Source organism: Streptococcus sp. 714 (assembly GCF_013277115.1).
Classification (GTDB): domain Bacteria; phylum Bacillota; class Bacilli; order Lactobacillales; family Streptococcaceae; genus Streptococcus.
This window is the reverse complement of record NZ_VMMH01000008.1, coordinates 104,913-120,182: the sequence shown is the minus strand read 5'-3', so window position 1 is coordinate 120,182 and position 15,270 is coordinate 104,913. Positions and strand designations below refer to the sequence as shown.

The following is a 15,270-nucleotide window of genomic DNA, read 5'->3' as shown; positions in this document are numbered from 1 at the left end:
TATTATACCATATTTCGGCTGGCAATCTTGCACCTAAAAAGACCGCAATCCACAGATTGCAGCCTTTCTTTATTTTCTAGCTTGGTAGCGACTAGTCAGGATGAAAATCACGGTAAATACCAACATCATGGCCCCATAAACAGGCAATGTTTGTCCTGTTAAGGTTGAAATTTCAAGCAGTTTTTGAATTCTTGGGAAGAAAGCTGTGGCTAAGAAACCTCCTACTGACCAGACAATCAAGAGGACACGCCAAAGGGTAAATGGCATGCAGGCTCTAAATACGGATAAGAAACCAATTGACCCCAAGAGATAATAGAGTAGAGTTGAGATTTCTAATTCAGACCAACCTTGACTACTTCCAAATAGTTTCACAAAAAGAACACTAAACACGACCATAAGTGCACTTGGTAGGGCACGAAGCATGGATCTTCTGAGGAAGTTTGACTCGACAGGCTTGATATTTCGCTCAAAAGTCAGAACGAATGGTGGGAAACCTTCCACAAACTGGTCAATCATGGTAATCTGGATCGGAATGAAGGGGAAAATCAAGATCCACTCTGACCGTCCTAGAAAAGCACTGGCAATACAGATGACTGCTAACAAGAAGGAATAAATCGTCTTAATCAAGAAAATCGGTGCTATATGGGCAATGTTATTGACCACACGACGACCTTCAAAGAGAATCTCAGGAACATCATTAAAGTCTGAGTTCAAGAGAACTAGATTAGCAATCTGACGAGTCGCTGGATCTCCCTCAGCCATTACAATCGAACAATCCGCCTCACGAAGAGCCAGGATATCATTGACTCCGTCCCCTGTCATAGCCGTTGTATGCCCTGCTTTTTTCAGAGTTTGGATGATGAGTTTCTTTTGATGAGGGGAAACACGTCCGAAAATGGCTGTTTCCTCCGCCATAGCAACCAATTCCTCATCCGTAATTTTCGAGCAATCTACATAGCTATGATAGTCCGCAAAGCCAGCCTTCTGAGCAATACTGGAAACTGTAACCGGATTGTCGCCAGAGATAATCTTGAGTCCCACTTCTTGAGAACGGAGATAGTCCAGCGTCTCTGCTGCTCCCTCTCGAATGGGGTCCAAGATTTCCAGCAAGGCCAGGGCCTGAATATCAGAAGGTTTTTGTGGTTTGTAGTAGTCTAGTTTTTCCTGACTGAGGGCTAAAACCAAGACACGTGACCCTCTCTCCAAGGCCTCTCTGGCTTCTGGGACTTCAGAGTCCAGCAACATCTCAGGCGCACCTAAGAAAACTGTCCCCAGACCTTCCAATTCCATGGCTCCCCACTTGCGGTCGCTTGAGAAAGGAAGATTCGAAAGCATAGGGTAGGCTACCTGACCTTGGAAACGTTGGCGAATAGCTTGGGCTGTTGGATTCTTATCCTCACTATGGGCCATATAACTGGTCAGGATACTTGCAATAGCTTCATCATCATAAGCTTGAGTCAAAGGAAGAACAGCCTCCACCTGCATCTTTCCTTGGGTGATGGTGCCCGTCTTGTCCAAACAGAGCATATCCACGCGCGCCAAGGTCTCAACAGAGTACATCTCCTGCACCAAGACCTTTTTCAAGCCTAGCTTAATCACCGCTGTTAAGAGTGAAGTGATGGTCAAAAGGGCAATTCCCTTGGGCAACATCCCCAAAAGGGCTGTTGACGAATTTACAACGGACGACTTAAGAGGCAATCCTTTTAACATCAAGGCTTCTAGCAAGAGAGCCAAACCAAAGGGAATGATAATCTTCCCAGTAAAACCGGCTAGCTTGTCTAGCGATTTCATGATACGGGAGTTAATGGGTTTCACTGTCTTAGCTTCCAGCATGAGTTTGGCAGCATAGTTGTCTGCCCCGACATGGTGGACTTGAGCTAAAACCGACCCACTGGCTAGGAAACTCCCTGACAAAAGCAAGGCATCCACTTCCTTTTGCACCAAATCACTCTCACCCGTCAACATGGCTTCATTGACTTCCGCAAAACCTTCTAAAACGAGGGTATCACTAGGAATCTGTTCCCCAGCAGACAAACGAATGACGTCTCCTAGCACCAATTCTTCAGGATTGAGGGCAACTTCCTGTCCATCACGAATGGTTTTGACCTTTTCCTTGGTCATGAGATTGAGCTTGTCCACCATGTGTTTAGCCCGCAGCTCAGTCACAATACCAGAAAAAGCGTTAAAGCAGATAACGGCAAAGAAGACCAGATTGCTCCAAGCCTGCACAAAGGCAAGTGCCAAAGCAATGGCAAAGTTCAAAGCGTTAAAAAGGGTAAAGACATTTCGTTTAACGATTTGCCAAGTGCTGGTGCTGGCCGAAGCGGTAAAATCATTAACCAAGCCCTTAGCCTGTCTTTCCTTGACTTCTCTTTGGGTTAATCCCATAATCTTATTTTTATCCATAAATTCTATCATATCATTTTTTTTAACATAATTCTAATCTCATCCCAAATATGGACCTAGTCAAGGGAAAAAGTTTGCCAGCCCTCCTTTGATAAGGTATAATAATAACAAGAAAACAATCGAAGGAGATCGCATGTTTTATACTTATTTACGTGGATTGGTTGTCTTGCTCCTATGGTCCATCAATGGCAATGCCCACTATCATAATACTGATAAAATTCCTAATCAAGATGAAAATTATATCCTGGTTGCGCCTCACCGCACCTGGTGGGATCCTGTTTATATGGCCTTTGCAACCAAGCCAAAACAATTTATCTTTATGGCCAAAAAAGAGCTCTTTACCAACCGTATCTTTGGCTGGTGGATTCGTATGTGTGGCGCCTTTCCTATCGACCGTGAAAATCCTAGCGCCTCAGCCATCAAATACCCTATCAATGTTCTCAAAAAAAGTGACCGCTCTCTCATCATGTTTCCAAGTGGGAGCCGTCACTCAAACGATGTCAAGGGGGGCGTAGCTCTGATTGCCAAAATGGCCAAGGTCCGTATCATGCCTGTTACCTATACAGGTCCTATGACCTTGAAAGGCTTGGTTAGCCGCGAGCGTGTTGATATGAACTTCGGAAATCCAATCGATATCTCAGATATCAAAAAAATGAATGATGAAGGCATTGAAACAGTCGCCAATCATATCCAAGCAGAATTTCAACGTCTGGACCAAGAAACGAAACAATGGCACAATGATAAAAAACCAAACCCACTCTGGTGGTTTATCCGTATCCCTGCTCTCATCCTTGCCATTATCCTCGCTATCCTAACCATCATCTTTAGCTTTATCGCAAGCTTCGTATGGAATCCAGATAAAAAGAGAGAAAAACTTGGTTAAATAAATACAAGAATCCCTTGGCAAAAGCCAAGGGATAAATCTTTTATTCGATTTTCCATTTTTGGATCAACCAGCTAGAAAAAGCTAGGAATCGTTCAGCCACTTGTTCATGATGTCCATAAGGGTCAAAGACAAACTGACCGTTCGGATAGCATTTCTGAAGACTGGTATGGATCTGCTCAGCATAGACTGGTGCTTGAGCCAAGCGATTAGTATGGTGTGCTCCTTCTATGTGACCGTTCTGTAAATACAGCAAACAGTCCAAATTTTTCACATTTTCTTCCTTGCAGTAAGTCACAAAATCAGGATACCAAAAGGAACCGCAGATCGAAAAGACACAGGAAACCTTGTAAAAGCTGAAAAGACTGTAGACTGCCACCAAACCACCTAGTGAGTAGCCTCCATAAGCAAGGCGTGCTTCATCCAGACGATAAAACGACTGCAACTTGTCTAAAAGACCTCCAAATAAATGATCATGATAGGCATTTGCCTGACCACCAAAATCTGGATCTCCCTCTCTCAGAGCTGATGTCACCCAGGGAGTGTAGTCGTCTAGGCGATTTTTAGAGGTCAAGCCCACTAAAATCACAAATTCAGAAAGGGACGATAAGAAGTCCAAGTTCCCATCATTCAATAAAATAGCCGGATAGGTTTGATTGGGGTCGTAGTTAGAAGGAAGGCTGATTTTGACTTGAATTCCTTCCCAATCAAACTCATTATTTATTGATAAAGTCATTGATTTTCTCAAGGGAATCAATCACTGCTGGACCATAATCCATCAACTCATCGTAAGAGATGGTCATGATTTTTTGATTCTTAATAGCAGGAACGCTTTCCAAAACAGCATTTGCCTTCATCAACTCTACTGCTTTTTCATCCAATTTTTTATTGCGGTCGCTGGTTACATAGATAATCAATTCAGGATCCATTGACACGAGATTTTCCAAGGTCAAGCCTGATGTCCCCGTAGCAACGTTTGTATAACCAAGTTGGTTCAGCAAACTTTCTTGCAAAGCAGACTTGTAGGCACCGAAGGTTTCATCATTATAAGCAACCATAATCAAAGCCTTTTTCTTTTCACCTTGGCTTGCTGGATTTGCTTTCTTAACAGCGTCAATTTTAGTTTGTAATTGGGCTGCGTATTCATTAGCCTTGTCCTGAACATTAAAAATCATTCCAAGATTTTTAACATCTTCTACGATATTCCCCAAATCTTGCTGAATCGTTGAGAGAGAAGCTTTTTGCGTATAAACTGGGATTTTGTTTTCATTCCAAGTGCTAACTGTCCCCAAGGATTTTTCAGAAAACATCATGTTTCGACCCATCACAGCGTCTGGCTCATAAGAAAGAACTGTCTCTTGTGAGACTGTTTTTTTATCGCCAATTTGAGGAATAGTCGCAATCGCGTCCTTATATTTATCTGTTACAGCATTGTCAGGGTTGAGCATGCCAGCAATTTTATCCTTCAAGCCTAGCTCCAATAAGATTTCCGTGGTTGAAAGATTGTTGGTAATAACTTTTTCAGGTGTCTTGTCAAAAACTTGTTCGACTTCATTTCCTTTAGCATCATAAGTTTTGATAGTTAGCGGATAAGTCGTCTCTGCGTTAGCCTTTTGACTTGTTTCTGTGCTAGATTGTGTGGTAGCTTTTTCTGTAGTAGTGTTACCACAAGCTGCCAAAGTTAAGGTAGCTACTGTTACCAGTAAAATGCTTAGTGTTTTTTTCATCTTATTTTCCTTTTCATTTTTATAAATAGTGAATCATGGCTTGCTGATCCTCGGTCCAAGTCACCTGACTTTGAACTCCATATACAGTTTGCAATGACTCAGGGGTGATGGTCTCCTTTGGAGTACCTTGGTACAGGATTTCCCCCTCTTTCATCAGATAGAGATAATCCGAATAGCGACAAGCAAGTTGAATATCATGTAGGACAGCTAAAACATTGACCTTGAGATTCTTCACAATGGCTAACAAGTCTAGCTGATACTTGATATCTAGGTGATTGCTTGGTTCGTCCAGGAGCAAGAGAGTCGGTTCTTGTGCCAAGGCGCGGGCTAATAAGACTCGTTGTTTCTCTCCCCCTGACAGAGACGAATAGAGACGAGTTTTCTTCTCGAGCATATCTACCTTGACGAGAGCATCTTGAACGAGGGCATAATCTCTTTCCTTTTCCTTCTGTAAAAAAGAGAGATGGGGCGTTCTTCCCAGCAAGACGATTTCCTCAACTGTACAATCAAACTGCAATTGATTAAACTGGGTGACGACCGCCATTTGCTTGGCTGTTTCTTTGAGCGTCCATTGTTCCAGAGGCTTTCCATCTAGGCTTATCAAGCCTTTGTCCGCCTTTTCCTGACGATAGAGGAGTTTAAGTAGACTGGTTTTCCCGCTTCCATTTGGTCCTAATATCGTGTGAAATTGATTCCCTTCAACCTTAAGAGAGACTCCTTTGAGGATTTTTTTCTCTCCTAGTCCAAAGTGGATATCCTGACAAATCAAGTCCATATCAGACCCTCACCTCCCTTCGCCTACCTCCAACAATGTAGATAAAGAAGGGAGCACCTACTAAGGCTGTGAAAATACCAATAGGAAGTTCTGCGTTTGGAATGATGATACGAGAGAGTACGTCTGCCCAGATGACAAAGAGGGCACCCAGCAAGGTTGCAACGGGAAAAAGCCTCTTGTAATTCGTTCCTACTAACCCTCGAGCTAAATGTGGAGTAATCAGACCGACAAATCCAATAATTCCACAGGTTGCCACTAAGACTGCTGTCAGCACAGCCACCATTGTCACATAAAGATACCAATAAAAGCGTAAGGGAATCCCCAAAGTTAAAGCAGCCTCATCTCCCATCATCATCGCATTGAAAACACGATACTGGGTAGAGAAAAATAGAAAGGCTATTCCTACCACTATAGTTGGCAGGACCAAGTCAGACCATGAAGTCCCAGCGAGCGAGCCCATGGTCCAAAACTTAATGGTCATCACACTATCCGCATTAGCTCCAACTGAGATAATAAAGTTGGAAAAAGCCAGAAAGAGAGCGTTGACCACCGTTCCCGATAAGATTAGACTAGAAGTCGTCATCCTTCCCTGCATAGAGGCAATGATGAGGACAGCAATTGTTGCCAAAGTAGCGCCAAGAAAAGCTCCAAGGCTAATCATCACTTTTAAACCAAGAATGATGCTCAAGGTTGCCCCTAGAGTTGCACCCGCAGATATTCCTAAGACATAAGGCTCTGCGATGGGATTGTTCACTGTAGACTGCATCACGCTACCACACATAGAAAGACCAGCCCCCACTATCAAACCTAACAATACTCGGGGGAATCTCATGTTCCATACAATGGCAAGAGTAGACTTGGAAACCTCTCCTATCTCAAGAGGAAATCCCAACCTGCTCAAAACAATCCGATAGGTATCTCCTAGATCAATCGCAACAGATCCCATTGAAACTGCTAGAAAGAGAGAAATCCCTAAAATACCTAGCAAAACAACTAAAAGTAACACAAATTGCTGGTCTTGTCGGCTTCCAGAAAATTTGGAAAGCATGCAAACCTCCTTTGATAGAATCTTAAAAATTTAGAAAATTCTCATGAAAAGTATACCATATTTTCAACAATGGAACAAGATGAGAACAAATGAATATAGTTGGTTTTATAGTGCTAGGAACCGTAAGTAAAGATAATACTTGAGTATATCGAGGTAAGGTGACAACGTAAAAAGCCCTCTGAAAATCAGAGAGCTGATTTGAGCTCGGGCTAAAATCCTAATAAAACAAAAAAATCTACACGATCAGAAAAGTCTCTATCGTGCCATTTTCATACATGATGTATAGTCCAAGTAGAATAAATACTAAGGGCACAATGATTCGCTCGTATTTTTCAATTGTCTCGAATATTAACGGAATAGAGGATAACACCCGACTAATCTCGCATAAGATAATTATGCCGATTACAAACACAAGCAAGGCCACGAGGGTCTGTGACCAATCTAACGAAGCAAAATAAGGTATATAGATACCTAAATTATCTCCGCCAGACGCAATTGTCAGCAATGTAACTGTCCAAAACAGTTGATTTGCCTTGCTTTGTTCTAATCTTTCAATAATTTCTTCCTCTTCCTCTTCTTCCTCACCTTCTCCAACAATCGCAAAGCGAATCCCTAAATAGATAGGGATTAAACCAAGCAATCCAACCATCCATTCTTCAGGCACGAAATTAACGACATAAGCAGCAACTAAACTCGCCCCTACAAGTAAGCCTGTGCCTAGATATTGCCCCGCATAAATATGCCATTTTTGTTTATTCTGTGATAGCTGTGCAAATAAAATAATTAAAATAATTAAATAATCGATACTGGTAGAAATATAAACACCAATAGCAGATATGATTGTCTGTACCATAAAAAAACTCCTGTATTAGTCAGTAATAAATCAGCAGATTTTAGGAGAGCACAGACACATTAATTTAGCTATCGCTAGTGGGTAATGTCGAACATAGGAAAGCATTTTACTCCTCCTCAAAATGTAGTTACAAAGTAATTTCTAACTGGAATTCAGTGACTACTTCCATGTAAAGTATAACATACTATACTTTACTTCGTAAAGTGTGGGCTCTCCGAGTAGCTGCGCACCTTCATGGTGTCATTAGCTGATACCATTTGAGGTTTTTGTAGTCTCCAAAATTGTGACCGATAAAACCTAAATAAAAAAGTCCTCTGAAGTCCGAGAGATAATTTGAGATTGGGATAAAATCCTAGTGAAAAAGATGAAACTCCTTGCACTCATCGAACACTGTGTCATTTCCCTATTTTCATACGGATTTCTTACACCCTTAGCATCATGATTCTTGCTGGATAAAACGTTTATAGACTAGGCGATGAGGCGAAGATTGTACAAAATTTTTAGTGAAACAAAAAAATCTCCCCGAAGGGAGGTCATTCTGGTTTATTTTACCTTACAGTGCTAGGAACCGTAACCAAAGATAATACTTGAGCATACCAAGGTAAGGTGACAAAAGTAAAAAAGCTACCCAATTTAGAGTAGCTTCATTATCAAGATATGCTCAATTGAACACGGCCTAAGCACTTGGCAAAAAAGATAAAATCTCCTAGAAACTGAAGTTTCTTCGTCAATTTTCCTATTTTTGCTTTGTGCTTTTGACGGCCTTTGTATCTTGAATTAGCGACGAAGTCCTAGAGAGTTGATTAACTCACGGTAACGGTTAACGTCGTTTTTACGCAAGTATGCAAGCAAGTTACGACGGCGACCGATTTTTTTCATCAATCCACGGTAAGTAGCGTGGTCTTTTTTGTGTTGTTTGATGTGTTCGTTAAGGTGGTTGATTTCCCAAGTAAGGACAGCAACTTGAACCTCTACTGAACCTGTATCACCTTCGTGACGTGCATATTGTGCGATGATTTCATTTTTTTTCTCTTTTGAGATTGCCATGATGTTTCTCCTTTTTATTTGGCTTCATCCGAGTGACAGGTTGGCATGCCTGTAACCAAGAAGAAGTTATTTGTCTTTACGACAATCCCTATTCTACCAATAACTAACTTCTTTGTCAACAGATTTACTTTCTTGTTTTAAACATGCTATAATAATCATAGCAAGAGATCTAAGTTGTCTGTTTTTTAAAACGAGGTGATTATCGTGCGTAGATTCTATTCCCATCTTCCCTACTATCTGGTCATATTTTTCTTTTATTGGCCACTTTATGAGTTGTTCTTGCTAGTTGTTTCTGACCCCCTTACACTCAAGGGACTCTATATAAACAATCTTCTCTTCTTTACACCTCTGGTAATCTTGATTATATCGCTACTCTATAGCTACCGTTTCCGTTTCTCACTTTGGTGGTTAATTGGTAACGGACTGCTCTTTTGCTTTACTAGCATAACCTTTGGTGAATTTATCTGGTTTTACTTTTTAGCCTATGAAACCTTGGCTCTGATAGGTCTGGTTTCCGGTATTGGTATCAAGCATATTCTAAAAAAATGAAAAACAAAAAACTTTCACAAAATCCTTGAAAAATCTCACAATCATGCTATAATAATCCATAGAGACAAGTCACTTAGTCCCTTTCTACTAGAGAGTGCGTGGTTGCTGGAAACGCATAGGAAGCCTAAACTGATACTACTCGTGAGTTTTTTATGAAAACATAAAACGGTGGCCACGTTAGAGCCAATCAGAGGTGTCCCTCTTTTTTGAGGAACATAAATGAAGGTGGAACCACGTTGCGACGTCCTTTCGAGGATGTCGCTTTTTGTTTTTCTAGCTTTCACAATCCTCTGTCCCTGTTTTCAGAATAGGGTTAACACATTCGTCAATAATATAAGTAAGGAGAACATCATGATTAACATTACTTTCCCAGACGGCGCTGTACGTGAATTCGAATCCGGCGTTACAACTTTTGAAATTGCCCAATCTATCAGCAATTCCCTAGCTAAAAAAGCTCTTGCTGGTAAATTTAACGGCAAACTCATCGACACTACTCGTGCTATCACTGAAGATGGAAGCATCGAAATTGTGACACCTGACCACGAAGATGCCCTTCCAATCTTGCGTCACTCAGCCGCTCACTTGTTTGCCCAAGCAGCTCGTCGTCTTTTCCCAGACATTCACTTGGGTGTTGGTCCAGCCATCGAGGACGGCTTCTACTACGATACTGACAACACAGCTGGTCAAATCTCTAACGAAGACCTTCCTCGTATCGAAGAAGAAATGCAAAAAATTGTCAAAGAAAACTTCCCATCAATTCGTGAAGAAGTGACTAAAAACGAGGCACGTGAAATCTTTAAAAACGACCCTTACAAGTTGGAATTGATTGAAGAACACTCAGAAGACGAAGGCGGTTTGACTATCTATCGTCAGGGTGAATATGTAGACCTTTGCCGTGGCCCACACGTCCCTTCAACAGGCCGTATCCAAATCTTCCACCTTCTCCATGTAGCAGGTGCTTACTGGCGTGGAAATAGCGACAACGCTATGATGCAACGTATCTACGGTACAGCTTGGTTTGACAAGAAAGACTTGAAAAACTACCTCCAAATGCGTGAAGAAGCTAAGGAACGTGACCACCGTAAACTTGGTAAAGAGCTTGACCTCTTCATGATTTCTCAAGAGGTTGGTCAAGGACTTCCATTCTGGTTGCCAAACGGTGCGACTATTCGTCGTGAATTGGAACGCTACATCGTAGACAAAGAGTTAGCTTCTGGCTACCAACACGTCTACACTCCACCACTTGCTTCTGTTGAGCTTTACAAGACTTCTGGTCACTGGGATCATTACCAAGAAGACATGTTCCCAACTATGGACATGGGTGACGGGGAAGAATTTGTCCTTCGTCCAATGAACTGTCCGCACCACATCCAAGTCTTCAAACACCATGTTCACTCTTACCGTGAGTTGCCAATCCGTATCGCCGAAATCGGTATGATGCACCGTTATGAAAAATCTGGTGCCCTCACTGGTCTTCAACGTGTACGTGAAATGTCTCTTAACGACGGTCACCTCTTTGTGACTCCAGAACAAATCCAAGAAGAATTCCAGCGTGCCCTTCAATTGATTATCGATGTTTATGAAGATTTCAACTTGACTGAATACCGCTTCCGCCTCTCTCTTCGTGACCCTCAAGATACTCACAAGTACTTTGATAACGATGAAATGTGGGAAAATGCCCAAACCATGCTTCGTGCAGCTCTTGATGAAATGGGCGTGGACTACTTTGAAGCCGAAGGTGAAGCAGCCTTCTACGGACCAAAATTGGATATTCAAGTTAAGACCGCTCTTGGAAAAGAAGAAACTCTTTCTACTATCCAACTTGACTTCTTGCTTCCAGAACGCTTCGATCTTAAATACATCGGAGCTGATGGTGAAGAGCACCGTCCAGTTATGATCCACCGTGGAGTTATCTCAACTATGGAACGCTTCACAGCTATCTTGATTGAGAACTACAAGGGTGCCTTCCCAACATGGCTTGCACCACACCAAGTGACCCTCATCCCAGTATCTAACGAAAAACACGTAGACTACGCATGGGAAATAGCTAAAAAACTCCGTGACCGTGGTGTCCGTGCTGATGTCGATGAGCGCAACGAAAAAATGCAGTTCAAGATCCGTGCTTCACAAACAAGCAAGATTCCTTACCAATTAATCGTTGGAGACAAGGAAATGGAAGACGGAACAGTCAACGTTCGTCGCTATGGCCAAAAAGAAACACAAACTGTCTCAGTAGATGATTTTGTTCAAGCTATCCTAGCTGATATCGCCAACAAATCACGCGTTGAGAAATAAGAGATAAAATCCTAGCTAGCTAAAAAGCAACAACTGAAACAGCTGTTGCTTTTTATATTTTTACTCAATGAAAATCAAAAAGCAAACTAGGAAGCTAGCCGCAAGCTGTACTTGAGTACGGTAAGGCGACGCTGACGTGGTTTGAATTTGATTTTCGAAGAGTATTATTTAATCCGAGCTAGTAGTGATTGACCAAACCACCACACAAGATTTGCTTTCATGAGTTAGATAAGGTTAATATCCTTAATCCTTATCTGCTTCATTTTCTTTTACGAGATCTTTTTGTGAATCCTTTTCAGAGAGTTTTTGATCGATATACTTGTTAATGGTTTCATAAAATTCCTTGGTCGAATCACTGTCTAGTTTTGTCGAATTATGAACTTGATTGACTTTCAATTGAACAGATTGAATACCGTATGAGGCTTGTTTTTGGTGGAGCGTTTCTAATTCTTCTTCTGAAATCGGATCTCCAACAACCGTCAAGACCAATTCATTGTCCCTTGACTTGTAGACTTGATTAATGACCGTATGATTGGCAAACTCTTTTCCTACAAACTGCTTGATTCCTTCTTTTCGCGCTTGGTCTATCGTCAGAGTGACTGCTGAATAGCTGGCTGGAAGAATCAATAATACAATCAAGGATATCAATCCAATTCTCATTTTAATATTTAACTCTTTAAATGAACTTAAGGGAGATTTTCTCATCAAAATTCTTGTTCCAACAATGTTGATTAGCATGATAAAGACACAGTTGATCAAGAAAAGATAAAGAGCTCCAAATAAAAATCGTACATTTCCATTAGCTAAACCGTAACCTGCAGTACAGATAGGTGGCATCAGAGCTGTTGCAATGGCTACTCCTGGCACGATATTGTTTGCTTCTTTTTTCCTTGACCCAATTACACCTGCTATCCCACCAGCAATAGCAATAAGAACATCCCAAATGGTTGGAGAGGTTCGTGCAATCAATTCGCTACTTTCATAAGATAAGGGAGAAATCCAGAAATACAGAGCCGAGACAAGCAAGCTAACCAATACTTGAGTAAATAAAACCTCTAGAGATTGCTTGATTAAACGCGTATCAAAAATAGCTAAACCGAATCCCAGTCCAACAATCGGTGTCATGAGAGGTGAAATTAACATGGCTCCAATAATAACAGCTGTTGAATTCATATTTAGACCGATAGAGGCAATAAAAATTGCACACATCAAAATCGCTGTATCTCTCAATCGAACATGAAGGTCATCGTATAATTTCTCACGGTATTCCCGTGTTGAATAATTGGCAGTCATTTGTCCTCTCCTCTTTCCTTATTTAAATCGGTATAATAATTAATAATAACAGCTGATAAACAGCCAAAAAATATGAGCCCATAAATCGTCAAGAAGACACTGGTAATCCTTCCAATCAAGGTCACAGCTAGGAGATCCCCGTAGCCGACAGTCGTCGAAGTCACAAAAGCATACCAAAGACCGTCTCCGTAATTTGTGATAGCAGGTTCAACTAGGAAAAGCACGCCTCCTGACCCAAAAACAAAGGTCACAAAACTCAGAGCAAACCGAGTAAAACCCGTAACCTGTATAATATGCCATAACATTTTTAAACGTCTCATTTGTTCTCCTTATTCATACTAGCTCCTGACCGAGCCGTTTTTTCCAATAATCAAAGTGAAGATAGGACATGATCTCCATCAGAGAAAGATAGACAAACTGATAGATCTGATTTAAGCTGATTATCAACTGATATTGTTTGAAAAATGACTGGAAGAAAGACCAGATATGACTGTCTTGAATCAGTCCCTTCTTAACATTATATCAAAAATTTTACAGTCTTTCTCTGAAGAAATCAATTAATTTAAAAGATAGAGAAAGGAAGAAATTTTTGTATCCTTATCCGAAGAAGAAAAACGATATCAGAAGAACCTTGATACTATGCGTTTTATTCTTTATAATTTAGCTATTTCAAAATTACAAGTTCTCCATTCTTAATTTCCCAAACTTGGTCAAACTTACTTAATAATTCGTTTTGGCGATGTAAAGTAACAATGACGGCACTTGGTAGTTCCAGAACTCTTTCCAATTCCATTTTAAACTGATTAGTATCCAAGGCAGAGAAAGGTTCGTCTAGGATAAGCAATGGATTTTTACGATTTTTCTCACGATTTAAATACATTCGTTGTTGCTGACCACCTGACAGGGATTGTGGTGGAATTTTTTCAAAATCTTCTTCTCTGAATTTTTCATTGAAACTATTGAATAGCGTTACATTATTTTCATAACTTGAAATAAATGTATGTTCTTGTTGCAGAATCATACCGAATCTTCCCCAAAGATGGTCCAAAACAAGCCCATCTAGCACAATTTGTCCTTCAAAATCTTCATCTGTTCCATTTAAAATGTTGAGAAGACTAGTTTTTCCAGACCCATTCTTACCAATAAGCGCAATTTTATCCCCTTTTTGAATCGTAGCGGAAGTAATTATCAATTTTGATTCTCCCAGTTGTTTGGAAATATTTTTCAAAATAATCGTATCAAAAGAATGTTGAGGTGCTTGAACTGAAACGGGTCTCCCAACAATGTTTTGAAAACTCTTGATTACAGGCTTTACGGACTCTAACATTTGTAAATCATAAAGGATTTCCTGTATTGGTTCAGAAAAAGCATTAATATATCCGAAACTCGCCACCACCTCAGGAATACCGAGTTGCTGGTGAGATAGAGAGTAGGCTAAATAAATAAACAGAACAAGACTAATGAATTCAAAAGAAACACCTGTCAATAAGATGCCAGTAATTTTTGTCAAACCATACTTAAAATACTTATCCTGCAAATTCTTTAGAGAACTCTTTTGTTGATTCAAAAAATGCGACATAGTTAGTTTATTTACCAAATGATGTCCCATGAGCAAATCCTCCAAAGTTCGATAGTAATCTCCTTGTTTTTTCAAGTAAACCTGTCTGCGATTAGCGGTCAACTTCCCAACGATTTTAGGAATTTGAATACTAATTCCAGTAGAAAAGATTAAAATCAATGATACAATAGGATTAATTGTTCTGCTAATAATGAAAGCGTAAATGATGATACGTAAAATTTGTTTGATAAAACTCATCAATGGAGGAAGGTAATCCTTTTCCAACGAATCTAGGTCATTAGATTGATAGGAAATATACTCTGCTACTGTTTTCTGCTTGAAATCGTGGTGACTGAGTCCCAGAAGTGAACGAAACCACTCATTTTTCAAAGTAGTCGAAAAGATAATCCCCTGCTTCCAATCAAGTATCATTTGGATATAGTTACAACTCAAATAGCCAGCCACTGACATAGAGTAACCATATAGAGCTACTTGATAATCCCCTTTGATTAATGCCTGCGTGAAATACGGTAACAAAGCTGTGCAGATATTCGATACTACACCAAAAAGAAAATTAAAGAAGAGATACCATCTAATAGTTTTAAGATATGGTAGCATATACGATACTCCTTGCTAATGCGTTTTTTTACATATCTCAGAACAATCTCTACTATTCCTTATTTCAGATAGTGCGATACTCAGACATTGAGTGCAATAATTGTAAATCACACAAGTTCTGCAGTTTTTACTATCATTCAAAATATAATTTGCTATTTTGTAAAATATAGGTCTATCCCATGTTTCTTTGATAGATGTAAAATGAATATTTCCAACAC

General features: G+C 40.4%; 13 protein-coding genes and 1 pseudogene. 4 read left to right on the top strand and 10 right to left on the bottom strand.

Annotated features, from left to right (window positions below; all coding sequences use genetic code 11):
* Positions 1–69: 69 nt before the first annotated feature.
* Positions 70–2,406, bottom strand: coding sequence for a cation-translocating P-type ATPase (locus tag HT718_RS03390; RefSeq protein ID WP_173267281.1), 2,337 nt, complete (start codon positions 2,404–2,406; stop codon positions 70–72).
* 133 nt (positions 2,407–2,539) lie between these two features.
* Between HT718_RS03390 and HT718_RS03385 the strand changes: the two genes are divergently transcribed.
* On the top strand, positions 2,540–3,289 hold the full coding sequence (locus tag HT718_RS03385) for a 1-acyl-sn-glycerol-3-phosphate acyltransferase (protein ID WP_173267278.1): 750 nt from the start codon (positions 2,540–2,542) through the stop codon (positions 3,287–3,289).
* A gap of 43 nt (positions 3,290–3,332) precedes the next feature.
* Here HT718_RS03385 and HT718_RS03380 read toward each other — a convergent pair whose 3' ends face one another.
* The 6 genes from HT718_RS03380 to rpsO all read right to left on the bottom strand — a co-directional run bounded on the left by HT718_RS03380 (position 3,333) and on the right by rpsO (position 8,739).
* Complete coding sequence (locus tag HT718_RS03380; protein WP_173267276.1) at positions 3,333–4,025, bottom strand: alpha/beta hydrolase-fold protein; 693 nt, start codon at positions 4,023–4,025, stop codon at positions 3,333–3,335.
* Entirely contained in the window at positions 4,006–5,016 is a 1,011-nt protein-coding gene (locus HT718_RS03375) for an ABC transporter substrate-binding protein (RefSeq protein WP_061759449.1), read from the bottom strand. The genes HT718_RS03380 and HT718_RS03375 overlap by 20 nt, the downstream gene beginning before the upstream one ends.
* A 19-nt stretch (positions 5,017–5,035) precedes the next feature.
* The gene (locus HT718_RS03370; RefSeq protein WP_061759448.1) at positions 5,036–5,791 is read right to left on the bottom strand and encodes an ABC transporter ATP-binding protein; all 756 of its coding nucleotides are present in this window, start codon (positions 5,789–5,791) and stop codon (positions 5,036–5,038) included.
* A 1-nt stretch (position 5,792) separates the two neighbouring features.
* The gene (locus HT718_RS03365) at positions 5,793–6,839 is read right to left on the bottom strand and encodes an iron ABC transporter permease (protein WP_061759447.1); all 1,047 of its coding nucleotides are present in this window, start codon (positions 6,837–6,839) and stop codon (positions 5,793–5,795) included.
* A 235-nt stretch (positions 6,840–7,074) separates the two neighbouring features.
* A complete protein-coding gene (locus HT718_RS03360; protein WP_173267274.1) occupies positions 7,075–7,692 on the bottom strand; it encodes a CadD family cadmium resistance transporter in 618 nt (205 codons plus the stop codon).
* A gap of 777 nt (positions 7,693–8,469) precedes the next feature.
* Positions 8,470–8,739, bottom strand: a complete 270-nt coding sequence (gene rpsO, locus HT718_RS03355) for a 30S ribosomal protein S15 (RefSeq protein ID WP_001018251.1) — start codon at positions 8,737–8,739, stop codon at positions 8,470–8,472.
* Positions 8,740–8,943: 204 nt separating this feature from the next.
* Between rpsO and HT718_RS09525 the strand changes: the two genes are divergently transcribed.
* The 3 genes and pseudogenes from HT718_RS09525 (at position 8,944) to thrS (ending at position 11,583) form a co-directional block, all read left to right on the top strand.
* Positions 8,944–9,288 carry a hypothetical protein gene (locus HT718_RS09525; RefSeq protein WP_345890255.1) on the top strand — a complete coding sequence of 115 codons (345 nt, stop codon included), beginning with the start codon at positions 8,944–8,946 and terminating at the stop codon, positions 9,286–9,288.
* A gap of 102 nt (positions 9,289–9,390) precedes the next feature.
* Positions 9,391–9,599, top strand: a pseudogene (locus HT718_RS09780) (hypothetical protein).
* 40 nt (positions 9,600–9,639) lie between these two features.
* Positions 9,640–11,583: a threonine--tRNA ligase gene (thrS, locus tag HT718_RS03350; RefSeq protein ID WP_173267272.1), complete on the top strand. Its 1,944-nt coding sequence runs from the start codon at positions 9,640–9,642 to the stop codon at positions 11,581–11,583.
* A 243-nt stretch (positions 11,584–11,826) separates the two neighbouring features.
* Here the strand turns inward: thrS and HT718_RS03345 are convergent, their stop codons facing one another.
* From HT718_RS03345 to HT718_RS03335, 3 genes are all read right to left on the bottom strand, one after another.
* Positions 11,827–12,876 carry a DUF389 domain-containing protein gene (locus tag HT718_RS03345; protein ID WP_000126415.1) on the bottom strand — a complete coding sequence of 350 codons (1,050 nt, stop codon included), beginning with the start codon at positions 12,874–12,876 and terminating at the stop codon, positions 11,827–11,829.
* Positions 12,873–13,196 (bottom strand): potassium channel family protein, encoded by a 324-nt coding sequence (locus HT718_RS03340; RefSeq protein WP_001253404.1) that lies wholly within the window; start codon positions 13,194–13,196, stop codon positions 12,873–12,875. Before HT718_RS03340 ends, HT718_RS03345 begins: the two co-directional genes overlap by 4 nt.
* A 344-nt stretch (positions 13,197–13,540) precedes the next feature.
* On the bottom strand, positions 13,541–15,052 hold the full coding sequence (locus tag HT718_RS03335; protein WP_173267269.1) for an ABC transporter ATP-binding protein: 1,512 nt from the start codon (positions 15,050–15,052) through the stop codon (positions 13,541–13,543).
* Positions 15,053–15,270: the final 218 nt, after the last annotated feature.

Excerpts from the sequence above, each read along its gene's own strand:
- HT718_RS03365 (WP_061759447.1), bottom strand. The coding sequence starts at position 6,839 with ATGCTTTCCAAATTTTCTGGAAGCCGACAAGACCAGCAATTTGTGTTA.
- HT718_RS03370 (WP_061759448.1), bottom strand. The coding sequence starts at position 5,791 with ATGGACTTGATTTGTCAGGATATCCACTTTGGACTAGGAGAGAAAAAA.
- HT718_RS03335 (WP_173267269.1), bottom strand. The coding sequence starts at position 15,052 with ATGCTACCATATCTTAAAACTATTAGATGGTATCTCTTCTTTAATTTT.
- HT718_RS03390 (WP_173267281.1), bottom strand. The coding sequence starts at position 2,406 with ATGGATAAAAATAAGATTATGGGATTAACCCAAAGAGAAGTCAAGGAA.
- HT718_RS03345 (WP_000126415.1), bottom strand. The coding sequence starts at position 12,876 with ATGACTGCCAATTATTCAACACGGGAATACCGTGAGAAATTATACGAT.
- HT718_RS03360 (WP_173267274.1), bottom strand. The coding sequence starts at position 7,692 with ATGGTACAGACAATCATATCTGCTATTGGTGTTTATATTTCTACCAGT.
- rpsO (WP_001018251.1), bottom strand. The coding sequence starts at position 8,739 with ATGGCAATCTCAAAAGAGAAAAAAAATGAAATCATCGCACAATATGCA.
- HT718_RS03385 (WP_173267278.1), top strand. The coding sequence starts at position 2,540 with ATGTTTTATACTTATTTACGTGGATTGGTTGTCTTGCTCCTATGGTCC.
- thrS (WP_173267272.1), top strand. The coding sequence starts at position 9,640 with ATGATTAACATTACTTTCCCAGACGGCGCTGTACGTGAATTCGAATCC.
- HT718_RS03340 (WP_001253404.1), bottom strand. The coding sequence starts at position 13,196 with ATGAGACGTTTAAAAATGTTATGGCATATTATACAGGTTACGGGTTTT.
- HT718_RS03375 (WP_061759449.1), bottom strand. The coding sequence starts at position 5,016 with ATGAAAAAAACACTAAGCATTTTACTGGTAACAGTAGCTACCTTAACT.
- HT718_RS03380 (WP_173267276.1), bottom strand. The coding sequence starts at position 4,025 with ATGACTTTATCAATAAATAATGAGTTTGATTGGGAAGGAATTCAAGTC.